Origin of the sequence: Litchfieldella rifensis (genome assembly GCF_042646605.1) — a bacterium.
GTDB lineage: Bacteria > Pseudomonadota > Gammaproteobacteria > Pseudomonadales > Halomonadaceae > Litchfieldella > Litchfieldella rifensis.
Window position 1 is genome coordinate 14,923 of record NZ_JBHRUG010000017.1, and the last position, 21,358, is coordinate 36,280.

Annotated in this window: 19 protein-coding genes; 15 read left to right on the forward strand and 4 right to left on the reverse strand. The window is 62.9% G+C overall.

All coding sequences use genetic code 11. The annotated features are described in order from the left end of the window. Positions 1-130: 130 nt before the first annotated feature. The gene (locus tag ACFOEV_RS07175) at positions 131-3,259 is read right to left on the reverse strand and encodes an efflux RND transporter permease subunit (RefSeq protein WP_386772455.1); all 3,129 of its coding nucleotides are present in this window, start codon (positions 3,257-3,259) and stop codon (positions 131-133) included. After that, positions 3,259-4,404, reverse strand: coding sequence for an efflux RND transporter periplasmic adaptor subunit (locus ACFOEV_RS07180; protein WP_386772456.1), 1,146 nt, complete (start codon positions 4,402-4,404; stop codon positions 3,259-3,261). The genes ACFOEV_RS07175 and ACFOEV_RS07180 overlap by 1 nt, the downstream gene beginning before the upstream one ends. A 459-nt stretch (positions 4,405-4,863) precedes the next feature. Here ACFOEV_RS07180 and ACFOEV_RS07185 point away from each other — a divergent pair, with 459 nt between their 5' ends. The 13 genes from ACFOEV_RS07185 (at position 4,864) to ACFOEV_RS07245 (ending at position 17,565) form a co-directional block, all read left to right on the forward strand. After that, positions 4,864-5,052, forward strand: coding sequence for a Flp family type IVb pilin (locus ACFOEV_RS07185; RefSeq protein ID WP_386772457.1), 189 nt, complete (start codon positions 4,864-4,866; stop codon positions 5,050-5,052). A gap of 72 nt (positions 5,053-5,124) precedes the next feature. Next, complete coding sequence (locus tag ACFOEV_RS07190; protein ID WP_386772458.1) at positions 5,125-5,679, forward strand: A24 family peptidase; 555 nt, start codon at positions 5,125-5,127, stop codon at positions 5,677-5,679. A gap of 262 nt (positions 5,680-5,941) precedes the next feature. Beyond that, entirely contained in the window at positions 5,942-7,279 is a 1,338-nt protein-coding gene (locus ACFOEV_RS07195; protein ID WP_386772459.1) for an AAA family ATPase, read from the forward strand. Next, complete coding sequence (gene cpaB, locus ACFOEV_RS07200) at positions 7,276-8,091, forward strand: Flp pilus assembly protein CpaB (protein WP_386772460.1); 816 nt, start codon at positions 7,276-7,278, stop codon at positions 8,089-8,091. The genes ACFOEV_RS07195 and cpaB overlap by 4 nt, the downstream gene beginning before the upstream one ends. 97 nt (positions 8,092-8,188) lie before the next feature. After that, complete coding sequence (locus ACFOEV_RS07205) at positions 8,189-9,739, forward strand: type II and III secretion system protein family protein (RefSeq protein ID WP_386772461.1); 1,551 nt, start codon at positions 8,189-8,191, stop codon at positions 9,737-9,739. A 39-nt stretch (positions 9,740-9,778) separates the two neighbouring features. Beyond that, positions 9,779-10,084: a hypothetical protein gene (locus ACFOEV_RS07210; RefSeq protein WP_386772462.1), complete on the forward strand. Its 306-nt coding sequence runs from the start codon at positions 9,779-9,781 to the stop codon at positions 10,082-10,084. Between the two features lie 92 nt (positions 10,085-10,176). Further along, positions 10,177-11,367: an AAA family ATPase gene (locus tag ACFOEV_RS07215; protein ID WP_386772463.1), complete on the forward strand. Its 1,191-nt coding sequence runs from the start codon at positions 10,177-10,179 to the stop codon at positions 11,365-11,367. 12 nt (positions 11,368-11,379) lie between these two features. Continuing rightward, positions 11,380-12,759, forward strand: a complete 1,380-nt coding sequence (locus ACFOEV_RS07220; protein ID WP_386772464.1) for a CpaF family protein — start codon at positions 11,380-11,382, stop codon at positions 12,757-12,759. Further along, entirely contained in the window at positions 12,750-13,745 is a 996-nt protein-coding gene (locus ACFOEV_RS07225) for a type II secretion system F family protein (RefSeq protein WP_386772465.1), read from the forward strand. Before ACFOEV_RS07220 ends, ACFOEV_RS07225 begins: the two co-directional genes overlap by 10 nt. A 12-nt stretch (positions 13,746-13,757) precedes the next feature. Further along, positions 13,758-14,753 (forward strand): type II secretion system F family protein, encoded by a 996-nt coding sequence (locus tag ACFOEV_RS07230; RefSeq protein WP_386772466.1) that lies wholly within the window; start codon positions 13,758-13,760, stop codon positions 14,751-14,753. A gap of 61 nt (positions 14,754-14,814) precedes the next feature. Then, positions 14,815-15,759, forward strand: a complete 945-nt coding sequence (locus ACFOEV_RS07235; RefSeq protein ID WP_386772467.1) for a tetratricopeptide repeat protein — start codon at positions 14,815-14,817, stop codon at positions 15,757-15,759. 25 nt (positions 15,760-15,784) lie between these two features. Further along, positions 15,785-16,261, forward strand: coding sequence for a TadE/TadG family type IV pilus assembly protein (locus tag ACFOEV_RS07240; protein WP_386772468.1), 477 nt, complete (start codon positions 15,785-15,787; stop codon positions 16,259-16,261). Positions 16,262-16,263: 2 nt separating this feature from the next. Continuing rightward, positions 16,264-17,565 (forward strand): pilus assembly protein TadG-related protein, encoded by a 1,302-nt coding sequence (locus ACFOEV_RS07245; RefSeq protein WP_386772469.1) that lies wholly within the window; start codon positions 16,264-16,266, stop codon positions 17,563-17,565. 120 nt (positions 17,566-17,685) lie between these two features. On the opposite strand, the gene ACFOEV_RS07250 is transcribed toward ACFOEV_RS07245, so the two are convergent. Then, positions 17,686-18,585, reverse strand: coding sequence for a helix-turn-helix transcriptional regulator (locus ACFOEV_RS07250; protein ID WP_386772470.1), 900 nt, complete (start codon positions 18,583-18,585; stop codon positions 17,686-17,688). Positions 18,586-18,976: 391 nt separating this feature from the next. On the opposite strand from ACFOEV_RS07250, the gene ACFOEV_RS07255 reads away from it, so the two are divergent. Together ACFOEV_RS07255 and ACFOEV_RS07260 are read left to right on the forward strand one after the other, a co-directional pair. Next, entirely contained in the window at positions 18,977-20,158 is a 1,182-nt protein-coding gene (locus tag ACFOEV_RS07255) for a BaiN/RdsA family NAD(P)/FAD-dependent oxidoreductase (RefSeq protein WP_386772471.1), read from the forward strand. 190 nt (positions 20,159-20,348) lie between these two features. Then, positions 20,349-20,834, forward strand: coding sequence for an OsmC family protein (locus ACFOEV_RS07260; protein WP_386772472.1), 486 nt, complete (start codon positions 20,349-20,351; stop codon positions 20,832-20,834). A gap of 27 nt (positions 20,835-20,861) precedes the next feature. On the opposite strand, the gene ACFOEV_RS07265 is transcribed toward ACFOEV_RS07260, so the two are convergent. Beyond that, positions 20,862-21,320, reverse strand: a complete 459-nt coding sequence (locus ACFOEV_RS07265; RefSeq protein ID WP_386772473.1) for a CopD family protein — start codon at positions 21,318-21,320, stop codon at positions 20,862-20,864. Between the last annotated feature and the right edge of the window lie 38 nt (positions 21,321-21,358).

Consider the following 21,358-nt stretch of genomic DNA (forward strand, 5'->3'; position numbering starts at 1 on the left):
CTTGGATGGTATGGCTATCGCGGCTAAAGCCGCTCCAATATTAGCTATATGGCATATTGAGGACCGGGCGATCTATCCATCGCAGCTGAAGCCGCTCCTACATTAGTTCTGCGGAATATTAAGGTTCGGGTCAACTCCGCTCACCGGCATTAGCGATATGATCATCGTCCATTTCCCGTTCTAGCCGCCGCTGCACATCGCCTGGCGAACCGGTGTGCCGGGCCAGCAGGTCGTAGGCCACCGGGACCACGAACAGCGTGAACAGCGTCGCCGCGGCGACCCCACACAGGACCACGGTACCGATCACCAGACGCGTCTCGGCACCGGCGCCGCTGGAGACGATCAATGGGATCGAACCGGCCATGGTGGTCACGGCGGTCATCAGGATCGGCCGCAGGCGAGTCACCGCGGCGTCGACCAAGGCATCATGGAAGGCATGCCCCTGATCGCGGAGCTGGTTGGCGAATTCGACGATCAGGATACCGTTCTTGGCCGCCAGGCCGATCAACATCACCAACCCCACCTGACTGTAGATGTTCAGCGACTGCCCGGTAACGAACAGGCCCAGCAGCGCCCCGCTCATGGCCAAGGGCACGGTGAGCATGATCACGAACGGGTGCACGAAACTCTCGAACTGGGCGGCCAGCACCAGGAAGACCACCAGCGCGCCCATCACCAGCAGGAAGGTCGTCGCACCACTGGCCTCCTGATAATCGCGGGAGGGGCCATTGACGTCGGTCTGGGCTTCGGGGGGCAGCAATTCGGCAGCGCTACGCTCCAGGTAGTCCAGCGCCTCGCCCAGCGGGTAGCCGTCGGCGAGGTTGGCCTCGATGGTGATCGAGCGCACCCGGTTGAAGCGGTTGAGAGTGCTGGGCCCGGCGAAATCGGTCAGCGTCACCAGGCTGGCCAGGGGGATCAGCGCGCCGCTGCGGCTCGAACGCACCTGGATGTTGTCGAGCGAGCGCGGGCTTCGCTGTGCCTCGCGATCGCCTTCGAGAATCACGTCGTATTCCTCGCCGTCGTCCATGTAGCGTGTCACGTTGCGACCACCGAGCAGCGACTCCAGGGTGCGACCGATTTCGGTCACCGTCACCCCCAGTGCCGCGGCCCGCTGGTAGTCGACATCCACGCGCAGTTGCGGCTGGGTCTCATGGTAGTCGCTGTCGAGTGCGGTCAGGCGCGGGTTGTTCTCGCGCGCATGTTCGAGCAGCTGGTCGCGCCACCGGGCCAGCTCTTCATAGGTGCCGCCGCCAAGCACGAACTGCACCGGTTTCTCCACCCGCTGGGCGAAGCCCTGGCGCATTACCGGAAAGGCATTGATGCCCGGCAGGCTGCTGAGTTCGTCGCGTACCTCGGCCATGATCTCCCAGGCGGAGCGGCGGCTGCCCCAGTCGGCCAGGCTGACGATCGCGAAGCCGTCGTTGAAGTTCTCGATATTGCCGAAGCCGCGCGGGGCGCGGACGATGACGCGCTTGAGCTCGCCGGCCTCGACCATGGGGGCCAGGCGCGCTTCGATCTCGTCCATGTAGTCGAGGATGTACTCGTAGGTCGCGCCTTCCGGGCCGCTGACCAGGATGAAGAAGTAGCCGCGGTCTTCCTGGGGGGTGTACTCGTTGGGCAAGCGCTCGGCGAGCCAGGCCGTGGCGCTGACCAAACCCAGGAACACCGCCAGTACCACCAGGCGTAGCTTCAGCACCCGCAGCAGAATTGCCCGGTACAGGCGCTGGCTGACATCGAGCAGCCACTGCACGGCGTGCGCCAGGCGGCCCTCGTGCATGTCGGGGCTGAGGATCTTCGAGGCCATCATCGGCGTCAGCGTCAGGGCCAGCAGACTGGAGATGGCCACCGCCGCGGCGAGCGTCAGGGCGAATTCCGAGAACAGCCGGCCGATATCGCCCTGCAGGAAGCTCAGTGGCACGAACACCGCGATCAACACCAGGGTGGTGGCGATCACCGCGAAGGCGATCTGGCGCGTGCCGCGAAAGGCCGCCACCAGGGGTGTTTCGCCGTAGTCGTGCATGCGCCGGTTGATGTTCTCGAGTACCACGATGGCATCGTCGACGATCAGGCCGATCGCCAGCACCAGCGCCAGCAGCGTCAGCAGGTTGATGGAGAAGCCCAGCACCGCCAGGGCGATGAACGAACCGATCAGCGCGATAGGCACGGTCACCGCCGGCACCAGGGTGGTGCGGAAGTTGCCCAGGAACATGAAGATCACCAGCACCACCAGGCCCAGGGCGATGAACAGGGTGATCACCACTTGCTGGATGGCACCGGAGACGAACACCGACGAGTCGAAGTTCATGCGCAGGCTCATGCCGTTCGGCAGGGTCTCCTGCACGCGCTCCATCTCGGCGGCCACACCTTGCGAGAGTTCCAGCACGTTGGCGGTGGACTGCTTCATCATGCCCAACCCAACCATGGGGATGCCATTGGCGCGGAATACCGAACGGTCCTCCACCGACCCGACTTCGACCCGCGCCACATCGCCCAGGCGTACCAGGTAGCCGTCGCTGCCCTGGTTCAGCGCCAGCGACTCGAAGTCCGCGGGCGTGGCGAAGCTGCGCGGCAGGCGCACGATGAACTGGCGCTCCCGGGACTCGATGGACCCGCCGGGCAACTCGACGTTCTCGGCGCGCAGCGCATCTTCCACATCGCCCACCGTGAGGTTGCGCGCCGCCAGGGCGTTACGGTCCAGCCAGATGCGCATGGCGTAGTCGCTGCCGCCGCCGACCCGTACCCGGGCCACGCCCGGCTGCACCGAGAAGCGATCGACCAGGTAGCGGTTGGCGTAGTCGGTGAGTTCGGGAATCGAATAGCCTTCCCCCGACAGGCTCAGCCACAGCACCACATCCTCGCTGCTGTCGGTCTTCTGCACCTCGGGGGGCTCGGCTTCGTCGGGCAGGTCGCGCCGAGCCCCCGAGATCCGGTCGCGGATGTCATTGGCGGCGGCATCGATATCCATCGCCAGGTTGAACTCGACGTCGATGCGCGAGCGCCCGTCCTCGCTGGACGAGGTGATCAACTCGATGCCCTCGATCCCGGAGATACGGTCCTCGATCACCTGGGTGATGCGGGTTTCCACCACATTGGCCGACGCCCCCGGGTAGCGGGTGTCGATGCTGACCACCGGCGGGTCGATGGAGGGATACTCCTGCAGCGGCAGCCGCTGGAGCGCCAGCAGGCCGAAGGCCACGATCAAGGCGGCGATGACCATGGCCAGCACCGGGCGTTGAACGGAAATGTCGGACAACGTCATCAGACGTCACCCTGCGCGGGACTTGCCTGGTCATTTTCTTCACCGCGACCGCGCTCCAGAATCTCGCGCACCGTGGTCTCGTCGTCGGCAATGCCCAGCAGGGCCACACGATCGCCTTCGCGGGCACGTTGCAGGCCGTGTTGCACGACCAGTTCCCCGGCTGCCAGGCCCTCGACGATCTCGACCTCGCCGGTGCGCCGCTCGCCGACCTGGACCTGGCGTCGCTCCAGGCGGTTGTCGTCGGTCTCGTCGATCACGAACAGATAATGACGCTCGCCACTGGGAATCAGCACCGATTCGGGCACCACCAGGGCCTCGCGTGGTCGGCGCTGCAGCACCACGGTCATCAGCATGCCGGGACGCAGGCGCCGGTCCTCATTGGGCAACGCAGCGCGCACCGAGACGCTGCGGCTGACCGGGTCGACCCGGGTGCCGACACTGGCGATCTCGCCGTCGAAGGTGGCGTCGGGATAGGCGGCGGTGCGAGCCGTGAGGCGCAAACCCGGGTGCAGCGCCGACAGGTAGACCTCGGGCACGCTGAAATCCAGCTTGACCACATCGAGCTTGTCGAGCGTCAGCAGCTCCATGCCTGGAGTCACCAGGGCGCCGGCACTGATATTGCGAAAGCCGATCACGCCGTCGAACGGCGCACGCAAGCGGTGGCTGGCCAGGCGCGCCTCGATCTCTTCGATCTCGGCCTCGACCTGGCGCAACTGCGCCTGGCTGTCCTCGACATCGGCCCGCGAACCCAGGTTGCGCGCCTGCAACTGGGTGGCACGCGACAGCGCATTGCGCCGTTCATCGCGCAGCGCCTGCGCGGCGCGCAACTGGGCCTGCTCCTCGCCGTCTTCCAGGCGCACCAGCAGTTGGCCGGCCTCGACTTCCTCGCCATCGCCGAAATTCAGCTCGGCGACGATCTCGGTGACGGTGGCCGAGAGTGTCATGCTCTCGTCGGCACGCAGGGTGCCCAGCGCCTCGAGCGGATCCGACCACGGCTGGGTGACGACACGCGTGGCGATCACTGCGGTGCGCTCCTGGGCCTGGGCGCCGGGCATCACCAACCACAAGGAAACCAGCAGGGCAGCGGCGAGCAGCGAGCAACTCGCACGCTGCCAAAGGCGCGGAAGAGAGGATGAGTGAGTCATGATGTCTCGTGGTCGGCGATGAAACGGTGGCATGAGTACATCCTTGCACCATGCTCTTGTTAGGCTAACGAGGGCAGTGTCCTGACAATGTGATAAAAAATGTGAACCTTTCTTACGACTGTACGGGGGTTATACAAAAGAGAGAAGTTCTACCTGGTCGGACCCTCCTGATCGCCCCTACGGTCTAACCTCGCCCCCTGTGACCCTTGCTTGCAGCCTATAATGTAACTAATTGTACAAAGCGGTCGGCGACTGCCATTTCCTTCAATCCGCTCCACCACGCCTTTTGCCGCGCTGCAAGATAGTTCTATAGCGCTGCAAGATCCTCCAAGCGTAACTGTAGTGTAACTACGATGCTGACCTCGGGAGCTGACTCCCGGGGATGTCGGCTCAGGCCGGTCCCGGCCGGCTCTGACAAGAAGTGGTTAACCAACTCAAGACGCAATGGAGAATCAAGACATGAACAAGTTGATGAAGGGTGTCGAGCGCTTCCTGCGCGAGGAAGAAGGGACCGAGGTCGTCGAATGGGCATTGGTCGGCGGACTGATCGTGGCTGTTGGGGCAACGATTTTCGCCACTATCGGCGACAAGGTCGGCATTTACCTTAATAACTTGGATGGAGCACTGGGTACTCCAGTAGCTAATTAATACCGTGATTGTCCCGGGCGCCGGGCAAGCTCGGCGTCCATTTCAGCATGATTTGGATAATAGGAAACCTTTATGCGCCATGAATATTTGCTGATTCCCGGCCTGTTGCTGTTGCTGATCTGGAGTGCAGCGGTCTGGGATCTGCGTACGCATAAGGTTCCCAATGTTCTCGTTATGGCCGGGGCCGCAACAGGGATTCTGCTGCAGGGAGTGTTGGCAGGTTCCGGCGGTGTCCTGGCCACCATTTCCGGCCTGGCAGTGGGGTTGGTGATCCTGCTGCCCGGTTATCTGTTGGGCTTTACCGGTGCCGGCGATGTCAAGTTGATGGCGGCGGTGGGAACCTTTCTCGGCCCTTATCACGTTTTTATTGCCGCGCTGGTCAGTATTTTCATCGGTGGAGTGATCGCCCTGGGCTTTGCCGCCAGTGCGCTGTTTTCGAAGGATTCTATCTCTCCTTGGGCGCGCTATGGCCTGATGGTCAAGACCCTGGTCACCACCGGCCGGCCGCTCTATGTGGCGCCTGCCGAGGGGGAGGTGATGGGCAAGAAGTTTCCCTTTGCGGTGTCGATCGCGCTGGGGACGACGGGGGTGTTGGTGTGGCCGTGGTGGTCGGGAATGCTGACGTAAGAGGGAAGAGGGAAGAGGGAAGAGGGAAGAGGGAAGAGGGAAGAGGGAAGAGGGAAGAGGGAAGAGGGAAGAAGAAAAGCTGCGAGCCGTAAGCTGTAAGCCGTAAGTAGTAAACCGTGGGCAACAAGCAGTGAAACCCGGTAAGAAAGGCGATTGTAGCTAGGGAAAGAAAAGAAGGAAGAAGAAGGAAGAGGGAAGAAAAGAAGAGCAGAGAAGAACGAAGACAACAGTGAGCAGGCGAATCAGGTAAAGGAGTCTTGTCATGACATCGAGTCTTACCGCACCACTTTCCACCCAGAGCTTGGCTTCGGCCGGGCCGCTGCGGCCGAGTACGGTGGCGGAGACCGGGCTCGATCTGCTGTATCTGGCGGACCTGCTCTCCAAGCAACTTTACGAACATGGCGTGCTGGACCTGCACCGGCTGAGCCGGGGCAGTGCCCTGGCAGGGCCGATAATAGAGGAGATCTGCCACTTCCTGCGTGACGAGGGGCGTGCCGAGGTGCGCGGTGTCGGCGAGTATGGCGCGCTGCGCTTCGGGCTGACTGACCGTGGCCGCGCCGCGGCTCTCGAGGCGCTGAGCCGCGACGGCTATGGCGGAATGGCGCCGGTGCCGCTGGAAGACTATGCCCGACTGACGACGCAGCAGGCGATGAGTGCCGTGGGGATCGACCGTCAGCGGGTCCATGAGGCCTTCGCCGATACGGTAATCCCCCCAGAGCGGCTCGATCAACTGGGCCCGGCGCTGCACTCCGGGCGCGCCATGTTCATCTACGGTGACGCCGGCACCGGCAAGAGCTTCATCGCCCGCCGCCTGTCGCGGCTGCTGCCCGGCGAGGTGCTGGTCCCTCACGCCATCCTGGTTGCCGGCAAGGCGCTGCGCTGCTTCGATCCCGCGGTGCACGAGCCGCTGGCCGCGAGCGACGACTCGCCGCTGGCGCGGCTATATCTCGAACAGGGTCACGACCCGCGGTATGTGCGCTGCCGGCGGCCCTGCGTGGTCACCGGCGGCGAGCTGACCCTGGACATGCTCGAGGTGCAGTACGACCCGGCGACCCGCATCCACCATGCTCCGGTCCAGTTGCGGGCCAATAACGGCATGCTGGTGATCGACGACCTGGGCCGTCAGCGCATGCAGCCCCTGGAATTGTTCAACCGCTGGATCGTGCCGCTGGAAGAGCGTCACGACTACTTGGCCCTGAGCAACGGCCAGCATTTCCAGGTGCCCTTCGACGTGGCCTTGGTGCTGTCCACCAACCTCGATCCTCTGCAATTGGCCGATCCGGCCTTCCTGCGCCGCATCGGCTACAAGATCCATTTCGAACCGCTAGAGCGCGTCGACTACCTGACTATCTGGCAACAGGAGTGTGGGAAGCAGGGCGTCGCCTTCGACGAGGGTGTGGTGAATTTCCTGGTTGACGAGTGGCATGCACGCTTCGCTGTGCCGCTACTGCCTTGCCACCCGCGTGACCTGCTTGGCCTGGCGCTGGACTATCTCCGTTATCAAGGGCTGGGGCACGAACAGCTGTCGCGTCAGGCCCTGGAGTGGGCCTGGCAAAACTATTTCGGAGAACTCGGTGGCCCCGAGGGGGAGGCATCATGAAAAAGAAAGGCATCGTATTGATGTTGGGTGTGTCGTTGATGATGGCGACGGGCGCGGCGCTGCTGGCCAAGAACTGGATGCAGGACAAGACCGGCGAGCGCGACACCATGAGCGATATGGCGCAGGTGGTGGTGGCAACGCTGCAGATTCCGTTCGGCGAGACGGTCCAGGCCTCGGATATCCGGCTGCTTGAACTGCCGCCCAACGCCGTGCCCCCGGGCAGCTTCTCGGATGTCGACAGCGTGATCGGCCGGGTCAGCAACCAGGTGATCTACCCCGGTGAGATCGTGCTCGAGGGGCGGGTTGCCGAGCACCTGGGCGGCAGTGCCCTGGCCGCGGTGCTCGAACAAGGCAAGCGGGCGATGAGCTTGCGTGTCGACGACGTGGTGGGTGTGGCCGGCTTCCTTTTGCCGGGCAATCGCGTGGACGTGGTTTCGACCAAGCGGGAAGGCAACAACCGCAACGTCTCTTCGAAAACCATCCTGCGCGATATCAAGGTGCTGGCGGTGGACCAGATCGCCTCCCAGGAACGCGATGGTCCGGTAATCGTACGTGCGGTGACCGTCGAGGTCGACCCGCGACAGGCCGAAAAGCTGGTCGAAGCGACCCAGGAGGGCAAGGTCCAACTGACGCTGCGCAATCCGCTCGACAAGGACGATGGCAAGGAGGATTTCATGACCGCTCAGCTAGACAACCTGGGAGTTGCCGAGCCCGAACCGCCCAAGCCGCGACCGGTCCGGGCAGCTCCTGTCCAGCGGCAGGTGCATGTGATTCGCGGTACCCAGCAGAGCTCGGTCACCGTCAGCAACTGAGGCAATCGGGAAGTGAGCGCAAGGGACAGCGCAGGGGATAACAACCGAAATAGCGAAGAAGAATCCGCGGGGGAACGCAATGAATAGGCAACGGATCATGGGCAGATGGCTGGAGGTGGGGGTGGCAATCCTGCTGGCACTATGCTGGGCAGAGTTGGCCGCCGCCCAGTCCCTGGAGCGGCGTGTCGCCATGCCTTATGAAGGGCGCTCGGTTGCGGTCGCCGTAGCGGTCAATAAATCTCAGGTGCTGGAGTTTCCGCGACCGGTACGGGTGGTGTCGGTCGGCAACCCCGAGATCGCCGATATCGTGGTGATGGGTTCGCGGCAGATCTATGTACTGGGCAAGGCGCTGGGCACCACCAATGTGGTGCTGTGGGATCAGAATGAACGGGTACAGGGCACGCTCAACGTCGCGGTGACCCATGACCTGGACACCCTCAAGCTCCACCTGCATGACATGCTGCCCGACGAGAACATCCAGGTGCGCTCGGCCCAGGACAGCATCGTGCTCAGCGGCGAGGTGTCGAGCGCCGAACGCATGGAGACCGCCCTGCGCCTGGCCAGCCGCTTCGCCGTCGCTGGAGAAGAGGGGGGCGAAACGGTGCTCAACCTGATGCAGGTCGGCGGGGCGCAGCAGGTGATGCTCGACGTCAAGGTCGCCGAGGTCTCGCGCTCGCTGGTCAAGCGCCTGGAAGCCAACTTCAATGTCTTCAATGTCGGTTCCTCCGCCTTGCGCCTCGGGGCGGTCAAGGGTGGGGCGACCTTCCCCGATGCCGAGTTCACCGGGCCGGGCGGTGATGGCCGGATCCCGGTATTCGGTGGCAATACCCCGATCGGTCCGGTGATCAAGGAGTTCGCGCCCAATATGGGCTCGATCGAGGATACCGGTATCTTCGCCAGCTACCAGCGCGGCGACTACCTGCTCAACCTGGTACTGGACGCCGCCAATCGCGACGGGGTGGCCAAGATCCTCGCCGAGCCCAACCTGACCACCCTGACCGGCCAGCAGGCGCAGTTCCTGGCCGGCGGCGAATTCCCGATTCCCGTGCCGCAGGGCGATGGGCAGGTGACCATCGAGTTCAAGGAGTTCGGCGTCGGCCTGCGTTTCCTGCCGGTGGTGCTGAATTCGGGCGCCATCAATCTCAAGGTCGATGTCTCGGTGTCCGACCTGGTATCTGCCAACAGTCTGCAGATCGGGGCGGGCGGCCAGGCAAGCGCGCAGTTCCTGGTTCCGGCATTGTCCACGCGCAGCGCCAGTTCGACCGTGGAGCTCGCGACCGGGCAGACCATTGCCATCGCCGGCATGCTCAACGAGAGCTTGCGCGAGAACGTCTCCAAGTTCCCCGGGCTTGGTGAATTGCCGGTGCTGGGAGCGTTGTTTCGCAGCCAGGAGTTCGTCAAGGAGCAGACCGAACTGGTGATTTTCGTTACCCCGCGGCTGGCGCAATCGTTCGATACCCAGCAGGTGCGGTTGCCGACCGGCTCCTTCGTGGCGCCCAGCGACGTCGAGTTCTACCTGCTGGGTCGCTTCCATGCCCGCGGTCCCGAAGACCAGCCACCGCCACGGCACGCCTCCGGTGTCGAGCTGGAGTTGATGTCCAGCCGCGACGAAGGCGGCACCGAAGGGCGTTTCGGCCATGACCTCTGATGCTGACTACCTGTTGCTGGCTACCTGGGAGATCACACTATGACTCGTTTCTCGCTCGCTTCGCGCGGTTCACGCCACGGGCTTGTCCCTGCCGCTCCTCGCTGGTTCCGGCAACTGGCGGTGCTGGCGCTGGGTGGCACCCTGCTGGCCGGCTGTGCGGCACAGCCGGGGGCCGACCTGCCGCCCTATGGCGACAGTGTGCGCCATATGAAGGAACAGCAGACCTACAACCCTGGCGATGAAGTCACACCGTTGAGCGGCGACAAGGCGGCCGAGGCCATGCGCGCCTACCGCCTTCCCGCTGGCGGTGCTCGCCAGGGGGGCATGAGCCCGGCCCTGCCATGACTAGCCGTCGCCACAGGATAAGAGAGGCGATGAGCGAAGGCGTCTGCGGACGCCATGGTGAGGGTCCGGCATATCACAGGTAGGAAAACGGCATGCGTTATCGATTGAACATTCTATTGGCGGGACGCGCCCGCGACGAGCTGGGTTTCCTGGAGACGCTGTTGCGCAGCCAGGGGGATATCGACGTCACCACCAAGGTGATCGTCAACGGCCATGCCGACCCCCTGCACGATGTGTGCCCGCTGCCCGACGCCCTGGTATTGCTGGTCAGCGATCACTGGGAGGCCGAACTGACGGCGCTCTGCGAACGCTCGGCCAGCGAGCGTCCGCCGCTGCTGGTGGTCGGACCCAAGGGCAATGTCGACCTGATTCGCATCGCCATGCGCGCCGGGGCCCGGGACTTCTTCTCGCCGCCCATCGACGATGGCGAGATCACCCAGTTCATTCGCCAACTGGCCCGCGATCGGGTCGTCGATCCCCAGCGCCCGGTTGCTCGCCTCACGGCGGTGATCAATGCCAAGGGTGGCTCGGGGGCCAGTGTGGTGGCCGCCAATCTGGCGCATATCCTGGCCAGCCGCGACCGACGCACCATGCTGATGGACCTCGACGTGCAGTTCGGGTCGTTGCCGCTGTATCTCAACCTGACGCCGCAGAATGGCCTGGTGCGTGCCCTGGAGGCCGCCGACAGCCTGGATGTGGTGGCCCTGGAAGGCTATGTGCAGACGCACGACAGCGGCCTCGACCTGCTGGCGTCGGCCCCCGAGGACATGGTGACCATCGGCGAGGTGCCGGAATCGCGCATCGACCTGCTGATCCAGGTGCTGGGCCAGGCCTATGACGATGTCGTCGTCGACCTGCCGCGCTGGATCAGCGGCCCCACGGCCACGGTGCTGGAGCGCGCCGACCGGGTGCTGATGGTCATGGAGCAGAGCGTGGCGCACCTGCGCGATGCGCGGCGCCTGCGTGACATCCTGCGTTATGAGCTGAGGCTGACGGCCGCGCATCTGACCGTCGTCGTCAACCGCTATGACAAGCGCAACGCGGTGGGGTTGTCGGATATCCGCGATGCCCTGCCGGGCGTCCCGATACTCACGTTGCCCAACGATTTTCGCCGGGTCACGCAAAGCATCAATGTGGGTAGCCCGCTGCGCGACCTGGCGCGTAAGGCACCGGTGACCCGCAAGCTCGAAGCGCTGGCCAGCTCACTGGATAACGACGACGCCCAGCCACGACCGTCCAACCGTAGCAAATGGCCGCTGCTGGGCTGGGCCCGGCGGAACTAAGGAGAAGCACCGATGAACTTACGCGAACGCATGGGCAATGACGGCGCTGCGGAGATGCCTCGCTCGTCGTGGGGCTTGAAGAACGCGCGCAATGGCGGGGAAGGGCTCTCCAGTGCCGAGCAGGAGTGCAAGCAGGCGCTGTTCCGCAAGCTGGTCAAGGTGCTGGACCTGTCGCTGCTGGGCACTCTCGATGAGCGCGAGGCGCGGCTGCAGATCCAGCAGGTCTGCGAATCGATGATGAGGGAGGAGTCCCTGCCGTTCAACGCCAGCGTGCGCCAGCGCATCGTCGCCGAACTGCAGGACGAGGTACTCGGCCTGGGGCCGCTGGAAGCGCTGCTGGCCGACAAGTCGGTGTCGGACATCCTGGTCAACGGCACCGCACCGATCTTCGTCGAACGCAGTGGCAAGCTGGAGCAGACCACGCTGCGCTTCGACAGCGACCGCCACCTGATGACCATCATCGACCGCATCGTCTCCGGGGTGGGGCGGCGCATCGACGAGTCCTCGCCGATGGTCGATGCGCGCCTCAAGGACGGCTCGCGGGTCAATGCGATAGTGCCGCCACTGGCGATCGACGGGCCGATGCTGTCGATCCGGCGCTTCGCCGTGGAGCGTTTGACGGTCGACAACCTGATCGAGATCGGCACCCTGAACCCGGAAATCGCCCAGTTGCTGGAGGCGGTGGTCAAGTCGCGGCTCAACGTGCTGGTATCGGGCGGTACCGGCGCCGGCAAGACCACCATGCTCAATATCCTCTCGGGATTCATTCCCCATCGCGAACGCATCGTCACCATCGAGGACTCGGCGGAACTGCAGCTGCAGCAGCCGCACGTGGTGCGCCTCGAGACCCGGCCGCCGAACATCGAGGGCCGCGGCGAGGTGAGCCAGCGCGACCTGGTGCGCAACAGCCTGCGCATGCGTCCGGACCGCATCATCATCGGTGAGGTGCGCGGCAGCGAGGCCTTCGACATGCTGCAGGCCATGAACACCGGCCACGACGGTTCGCTGACCACCATCCACGCCAACACGCCGCGCGATGCGCTGACGCGTATCGAGAGCATGGTGGCGATGAGCGGTTTCCAGCTGCCGGCCAAGGCGCTGCGAGCCCAGATCGCCTCGGCCATCAACGTGGTATTGCAGGTCGAGCGCCTGGAAGACGGCAGGCGACGGCTGGTCAGCGTGCAGGAGATCAATGGCCAGGAAGGCGACATCATCACCATGTCGGAGATCTTCCGCTTCGAACGCAGCGGCATCGATGAGGAGGGCACCGTTATCGGCCACTACTCGGCCACCGGCGTGGTGCCCGGCTTCTACGACCATCTCAAGCGGCGCGGCATGGCCCCGGGGCTCGAGGTGTTCCAGATCGGTGGAGGCCAGCGGCCATGGAGCTGAGCAGCCTGAACATCGAGCTTTCCGACCAGGCGATCTTTATCGGCATGGTCTTCATCGCCGCCTTCCTGCTGATCCAGAGCTTTATCGTGCCGGCCTTCGGCGAGAATCGCCAGGCGCGCAAGCGCCTCAAGAAGCGCCTGCGTACCATCTCCAGCGAACAGGGCCAGGGGCAGGTGTCGCTGGTTCGGCAGAAGTACCTGCGCGACCTCGGTCCGCTGGAGCGGGCGCTGGAATCGTTGCCCGGCATGAAAGGGCTCGAGCGACTAGTCGAGCAGGCCGGCAAGGAGACGCCGGCCTATCGCATCGTGCTGTATGCGGTGTGCCTGGGGGGCATGTCCGGGGTGGCGGGGTTCTACCTGCTGCCGCATCCCCTGCTCGGGGTGCTGCTCGGCCTCGGTGTCGGCGCCTTCCCCTTCATGCGTCTGCTGCGGGCGCGTAGCCAGCGCCTGGCCAAGTTCGAGGAGCAACTGCCCGAGGCACTGATCGTCATGTCGCGGGCGCTGCGTGCCGGGCACCCGTTCAGCGATGCCATGAAGCTGGTGGCCGAGGAGATGGCCGAGCCGATTGCCGGTGAGTTTCGTACCACCTTTATGGAGATCAACTATGGCGGCGATGTGCGCACCGCCATGAACGGCCTGCTCGACCGCGTGGAGAGCGTCACGGTGATGGTGTTCGTGACCTCGGTGCTGATCCAGAAGGAGACCGGTGGCAACCTTGCCGAGCTGCTGGATGGCCTGGCCGCGGTGATCCGCGACCGCTTCCGCTTCCATCGCAAGCTGCGCACCCTCTCGGCTCAGGGCAAGATGGCCGCCTGGATCCTGTCGCTGCTGCCGTTCACGCTCGCCGGAGTGCTGTCGCTGGTCAATCCCAAGTTCATTCCCATGCTCATCGGCGACCCCGCCGGGCGACAAATGGTCATGGCGGCGTTCGTGATGATGATCATCGGCATCTTCTGGATGCGCAAGATCGTGCATATCGATGTATGAGGAGGCCCTAAAATGGACGCACTGACCCCGCTGCTGATGCAGTTGGAAGAGTGGATTGCCGATCCGCAAATGGTCCAGCTCGGCTTCGCGATGCTGCTGGGGTTGACCATCTTCGCCCTGATGATCGCCCTGTTGTTGCTGGTGATGGGCCTGTCCGACCCCTTGCGCCGACGGCTGCGAGGCCTGGAGGCCGAAGCTGCCACTGCTTCCAACGCTGGTGGCATGGCGAAGGCCTCAGAATCGGGGCTTAGCCAGTGGCTGGGACCGATGGGTGAGCGTCTGATCCCCACTCAGGAGGACGTCAGAAATCGCATCGCGCAACGCCTGCGGCGGGCTGGCAAGCGCTCGCCCGGCGCCTTGAATGTCTTCTACGGCGCCCGCTTGGCATTGACGGTGCTACCGCCCTTGCTGCTGCTGGTGTTGGTGATTCCCTTTGTGCGGGTGCCGATTGCCACCAGCATCATCCTGCTGGTGGCCACGGCGATCGCCGGTTACCTGCTGCCGACCTTGTGGCTGGAGCGAGCCCTGAAGCAACGCACGCGTCTGCTGCGCCGCGGCCTGCCGGATGCGCTCGACCTGCTGGTGGTGTGCACCGAGGCAGGCTTGGGCCTGGGTGCCGCCATTCAGCGCGTGGCCAGGGATCTCGAGGTCAGTCACCCGGAGCTGGCCGACGAGTTGAACATGTTCAGCATGCAGACCCGCGCCGGCATGGACAGCAAGGCCGCGCTGCGCGACCTGGAAGAGCGCACCGGGGTCGAGGATATCCGCGGCCTGGTGACCACCCTGCTGCAGAGCATGCGCTTCGGCACCAGCATCGCCACCACCCTGCGCCTGTACGCGGTGGAGCTGCGCGACAAGCGCACCCAGGAGGCCGAGGAGCTGGCCGCCAAGGTCAGTACCAAGATGCTGTTCCCGCTGATTTTCTGCGTGCTGCCAAGTTTCATGCTAGTCGCCATTGGGCCACCGCTGCTGGGTGCGATGAGGGCGTTGGCCGGCACCGGCAATTGAGAACAACGCAAACCAAGAATCAAAACCAATTACCAAAACAAGGTACCAGGGAGAATCCGTCATGTCCTACCAGCACCGCACCACCTTACTGCTTAGCGCCGTGCTGTTCGGCGTGGCCCTGAGCGGTTGTGCCACCAACAACTCACGCCAAGGCGACTCGGATGCCTACGGCGCCCTCTACGACGGCGGCTCGACGGCCGCCTACAGCACCGCCTTCCCCGTCGCATCGCCGGCCGAGGCATATCGCAACGGCGAGGCCGCGATCAACGACGGCGACGAGGATCGGGCGCTGTTCGAGTACCTGCGTGGCCTGAAACTGGAAAAGCGCCCCCAGCCGGAGCCGCTCTACCGGATCGGCACCATCCATCATGGGCGCGGCAACCATCGGCTTGCCAGCCTGGCCTATCGCTGGGCGCTGGAGCTCGAGCCGCAACATAGCGGCGCCGGGACCGGGCTTGGCATCGTGCTATTGCAACAGCGTCAGCACGACCAGGCCGAGCAGCAGTTGCGCCCCATCGTGGCGCGCGCCAACGCACCTTGGCAGGCCCACAATGCGCTGGGCGTGATCGCCGACATGCAGGGCAACCACGAACAGGCCGCGGAACATTTCCGCCAGGCATTGGAGATCAGCCCCGGTACGCCGCGTGTGCTCAATAACCTGGGGTACTCGCGGTATCTGGCCGGTGACTTGCCGGGTGCCCGCCAGGCGTTGCGCCAAGCGGTAAGTGCCAACCCGCGCTACGAACTGGCGTGGCGCAACCTGGGACTGGTGTATGCCCGCGAAGGCGATTACGACTTCGCCATCGAAGTGGTGGGGCGCAATGGTAACCGTGCGGAAGCCTACAACGATATCGGTTACATCTCGATGCTCGAAGGGCGCTATGAGCAGGCGATGAACTTCTTCCAGGAAGCCATGCGCCTGTCGCCGGCCTATTACGTCACGGCCAGCGAGAATGCCCGCAACCTGGACAATATGATGCGCCGTCATGGCGGGTTAGCCAACTAAGTCAAGGGATGGGGAGAGGGACATAATGAACATGGGGCGCTCGCTATATAAGCAGAAAGGGTCGGAACTGGTGGAGTTCGCCATCTCGGCAGTCGTGCTGTTCCTCCTGCTGTTCGGCATCATCGAATTCAGCGTCGCCCTGTTCGACAAGGCGACCCTGACCAATGCTAGTCGTGAAGGGGCACGGACTGGAATTTTGTTCCGGCCCGCTGATCGGGATCCAGCAGCCGAGAATGCTGCTATCGAGCAAGTAATTCGCAGCTATGCCGAGCAGTATCTGATCTCGCTAGGAGAGACGTTGCCTGGCCATGAACCGTCCATTTTGACGATCACTATCGAGCGGCCCGATAGCATCGGTGACATTCTCGAGCCCGGTCATAGATTGATTGTTACGATCACCTACGACTATCAGTACCTAGTGCTACCAGGGTTCATTGCTAATCTTGGTGGTGAGAAGGGCGAGGTGCTGCTGTCTTCCACTACTGTAATGAGGGCGGAATGATCATGAGCACACGACTCGCAACCACCTCACGAGGCCGGTTCGGCTCGCCTCGACGCCAGAGCGGTGTCTCCATGGTGCTGCTGGCGGTAGCTCTTTTCATGCTGCTGGCCTTCACTGCCCTGGCGGTGGATGGCGGCAATCTCTACGTGGCGCGCAACGAGCTACATAACGCTGCCGATGCCGGTGCCCTGGCCGGCGCTCGCTTTCTCTATGTGAAGAATGGGAGTCGGGTCAATGACGGAAGCGAGGCTTACGATCCAACTGCCTCTCCCCCTGTGTACAAAAGTGCTGAAGCCTGGGCGATTGAAGCAGCTATGGACAATCAGAGCCAGAACTCCTCGGTGGAAGTGATCAGCGCGCGTCGTGGACACTGGAGTTTCGCCGACCGCACCTTCACTCCCAATCATATCGACGTCGATCCGGTGGATCTCGACCGGACCACCGCAGAGCTGGATGCCGATCTAAGCTTCATCAATGCCGTGGAGGTGGTTACCGCTCGACAGCAGACACAGGTGGAAGCCTTCTTCGGACGTATCTTCGGCTTCGATGGCTACGAAGTCCAGGCGCGGGGGGTGGCCTATCTCGGCTATGCCGGCGCGCTGCGACCGGAAGATGTCGACCAGCCGATTGCCATGTGCAAGCAGGCCATTACGGATGGCGATAGCTACTCGTGTGATGTGGGACGCTTTATCCCCGAAGGCGACCAGACCGGTGGCTGGACCAACTTCGAACACGACGATAGCGGGGCTTCCAATGCCAACGAGCTCAAGGAGTTGATCTGCGGCGATGGCAACCCCAACGAGATGCGCTACGGCGAAGATATTTCCACCAATAATGGCCAGGTCCAGGCCGCTTTCAAGGCACTCTATGACTGCTGGGTAGAGAAGACCAACAAGCAGGAGCCCTGGAGTCTGACGCTGCCGGTAGTCGACTGCGAGAGCGGTATCGCGCCCAGCAATCCGCTGGTTGGGGCGGTGAATCTCAATATCGTATGGATCGTCGATCAGGCCAACAAGATCGACGATGACGCCCCCTGGCAGATGGATCTTCCTCCCGACGATAGTGACGGCGTATCGCCGGGTACCTGGAGCGATAGCGACCCCAGTGGGGTAACGCGCTGGGACAATTTCGTCGACGAGTTCAATATCAACGGAGGCGATGGCAGTCCGGCCTATTTCGACAATGATGGCTGGCGGCAGAAGAGCATCTATTTCCTGCCCAGTTGTTCCTACCATGAGCCCAAGGGGAATACCGGTGGCGAGAATTTCGGGATTCTGGCCGAGATCCCGGTGCTGGTGGATTAACGATCGGCGATGGGATCGGGAAGAAGGCAGGCCCCGTCAGATGACGGGGCCTGCCTACGATGGCCCAACATTCACGAAATCAGCCAACACGAGATGATGGCAAGAGCCTGAGCACCTTAATCAACTGGAAGGGCTTAAGCTCGTTTCTGCCTTGTCGATGCGGGCCTCGGGGCTCATGCCGGGGGCCGGGGTGGGTATCGCGGGTTTGCTTGATGATTGCGCTGCCGATTCGGCCATGCTCAGCCGGTAGCGGGAAGGGGGCTGCCCGACATAGCGCTGGAAGGTGCGGGTGAAATAGGACAGATCGCGAAAGCCCACGGTAAAGCAGACATCGGTGATCGACACCTTGGGATTGGCGAGCAGGCGCATGGCCTCGGCAATGCGCCGATGTAGCAGGTATTCCTGGAAGGTGTCGCCGGTCAGGCGCTTGAACAGGCGACTGAACTGAAAGGTGCTCAGCCCACAGCTCTCGGCGACTTCCGACTGCGCGATCTTGCGGTGCAGGTTCTGATCGAGATAGGCCAGGGCACGGTCGAGCTGTGACTGCTGGCCACCGGGAGCCGGACAGCGCAGGCGGGCCTCGGGAGGAATCGTGTTCTGGAGATCGAGCGCATTCTTGCCGGACGCGGCCGCCTGGCCTGGCAAGCGTACGCTGCGCAGGGTCTCGAAGACCGCCAGGAAACGCGGCATGTCGATGGGGTGGACGAAGTAGTCCCAGACCCGAGCGCGGAAGGCCCAAACGGCCAGGTGCTCGGAATGGGCCTGGGTGATCATCAGCAACGGGATCGAGGAGGTGCGTTTCTTGGCCTCTCGCAGGTCCGCCAGCCCCTGCAGATCGGGATAGTCGAACTGGAAGCACGCCGCGATGGGGGGGCGGGCTTCCATGACCGGGATGGGATCCTGCCCGGCCGGGATCACCTCGACGTGATAACCCTGTTGTCGCAGGACATTCACGTAATCGTCATCACAGGTTTCCCGAAGGTTTCTAACCACAACAAGCACATAGTCATGAATCTTCATGCAGATGATCCCCCGCGGTTCCCTCATGTTTTTATGCAACTTATTATTTTTGTTGCTCTTTTATTAGCGTTAAGTGTTGTAGAGCCAATGGATGCTTGGTCATGTACGTCCTGAATTTGTTATTTTAGTTGTCACTGTGTTTCTGATTGTGTAGTATTTGTCACTAGGATGGAAATATCAAGCAGGATTGATCACTTGGAACATGCAAAAGCATGTGCGTGATCTCCTCCCTTTCTGCCATTTTTTTACAAAGCGTTACTTCGATAGTAGTAGGCAATTCTACATTTGCCAATGCGGTATCGAATGAATTCTTGTCATGCGCGCGGCTGGTGGATGCCCGCCACTCTGGTAGAATTGCCGCCCTTCGCGACGATTCCGATGGTGACGCTGCATGACACCCCAACCCGATGTGGTCGTGATCGGCGCCGGTGCCGCCGGGCTGATGTGCGCGCTCACGGCCGGCTATGCCGGCCGGCGAGTGCTGGTGCTGGATCACGCCAACAAGGCCGGCAAGAAGATCCTGATGTCCGGCGGCGGGCGCTGTAACTTCACCAATCTCAGCACCACTCCCGCCAATTTCTTCTCAGCCAATCCCGCTTTCTGCATCTCGGCGCTGAAGCGTTACCGCCCGGAGCATTTCGTCGAGCTGGTCGAGCGCCATGCGATCGAGTTCGTCGAGAAGACCCCGGGGCAGTTGTTTTGTGCCGAATCGGCCAAGGATATCGTCGCCATGCTGCTCACCGAGTGCGACTGGGCAGGCGTCGAGATCCGTCTGAAGACATCGGTCGAGTCGCTCGAGCGTTATGGCGAGGGGATGTGCTTGCATACCTCGCGAGGCCGTATCGAGGCGGGAGCCGTGGTCATCGCCACGGGAGGGCTGTCGATCCCGACCATGGGCGCCACCGGTTTCGGCTACGACATCGCCCGCCAGTTCGGGCTCGAGGTCACCGAGACTCGCGCCGCCCTGGCGCCCTTTACCCTGACCTCTAGCTGGAAGGCACGTGTCGCTGACCTGGCCGGGGTCGCTTGCGATATCGCCGTCAGTTGCCGTGACGGGCGCTATCGCGAGCCGATGCTGTTCACCCACCGTGGGTTGTCCGGCCCGGGGATGTTGCAGATTTCCAGTTACTGGCAGCCCGGTGACGAACTCGAGATCGACTTGCTTCCCGACGGTGAAGCGTTCGATGCGCTGGCGGCCGCGCGCCGCGAAACCCCCAAGCGCAAGCTTTCCACCTGGCTGAGTGAGCGCCTGCCCAAGCGCCTGGCCCAGTCGCTGGGCGAATGGTATGGCGAGGACCCGCTGCTGGCCGAGCTTTCCAATGCCCGGCTCGGCGAATGGCAAGCACGCTTGAACCAGTGGCGGATCAAGCCGGCCGGCACCGAGGGTTGGCGCACCGCCGAGGTCACCATGGGCGGCGTCGATACCCGTGCGATCTCGTCGAAGACCTTCGAAGTGCACGGCCTGCCGCCACTGCGCTTCATCGGTGAGGTGCTCGACGTGACCGGCGAACTCGGCGGCTACAATTTCCAGTGGGCCTGGGCCTCGGGCGTTGCCTGCGGCCAAGCATTGTGATGTCACGGATTGGCAGGGGCCAGGGCGATCTTCATCGATTTGAGCACTACCATGTGGATGACAAGGGCGAGCATGAGCCGGTAGCACTGTACGAGCTCTGGACGCACAGGCAGTAACGCGACCGCTGGCGACGTTGGTGGTCGATTTTGCATTGGCAAACGAAAACGAACGTGACAGGAGCACCGGAGCGATGAAAGGAGAAAACGAACACGCTTACGAGATTCGCGTCGAGTGGACAGGAAACGTTGGTACCGGCACGAGCGGCTACCATGACTATTCCAGGAACCATGAGATTACCATCGCTGGAAAGCCTGTGCTGCTGGGGTCTGCGGATCCCGCCTTCCAGGGCGATCCCGGGCGTTACAACCCCGAGGAGCTCCTGGTTGTCTCCCTCTCCACCTGTCATATGCTGTGGTACCTTCACCTGTGTGCTGACGCCAGGATCGTGGTCACGGAGTATGTGGATGAGGCATCCGGCACAATGGAGCTGATGCATGACGGCAGCGGACACTTCACCAGCGTTGTCCTCAAGCCAAGTATCACTATTCGTGCCGGTGACGATATCGCGTTGGCCAAGACGCTACACGATTATGCTCATGATCTGTGTTTCATCGCCAACTCCGTCAACTTCCCTGTGCGTTGCGAGCCACAGATCAGGCCGGCAGAAAGCACGTGAATGGGGAAGGTGTGCAGCCAACCACGATTACATGAGATAGCGCCCGCCGGAGGCGATCACCACCACCAGCAGTCCGAGGATCAGGTTGATGCCGATCAGCCGGCGAATCTGGCCAAGCTGTGTTGCGCCGGCCGGCCAGTCCTCCGTGTCCACCGCTTTGGAGAGCTTGCGGTAGGGGGCGAAATAGATATGCAGGAAGATCAGCATCATCACCACCCCCAGCGCCAGCATCAGGTGCACATGCAGACCGACTGTGGCCATGCCGCCGAATACGGCGAAGGTCATCCACAGCCCGGTACCCAGTAACAGGATGACGGCGGCCCATACCCAAGGGAAAAAACGCTCGAAGACCCTGGCCCATAGTGTCAGGCGCACGGGCGGTTCGAGCAGATCGACGGTCACCGGGCGCAGGGCCACGTAGGCGAAGAACATGCCGCCGACCCAGATCGTCGAGGCCAGTAGGTGCAAGGCAATAGCGATTGACATGAAAGCTCCTGGACTTTGTCTGAAAACTGCCTGCGCTC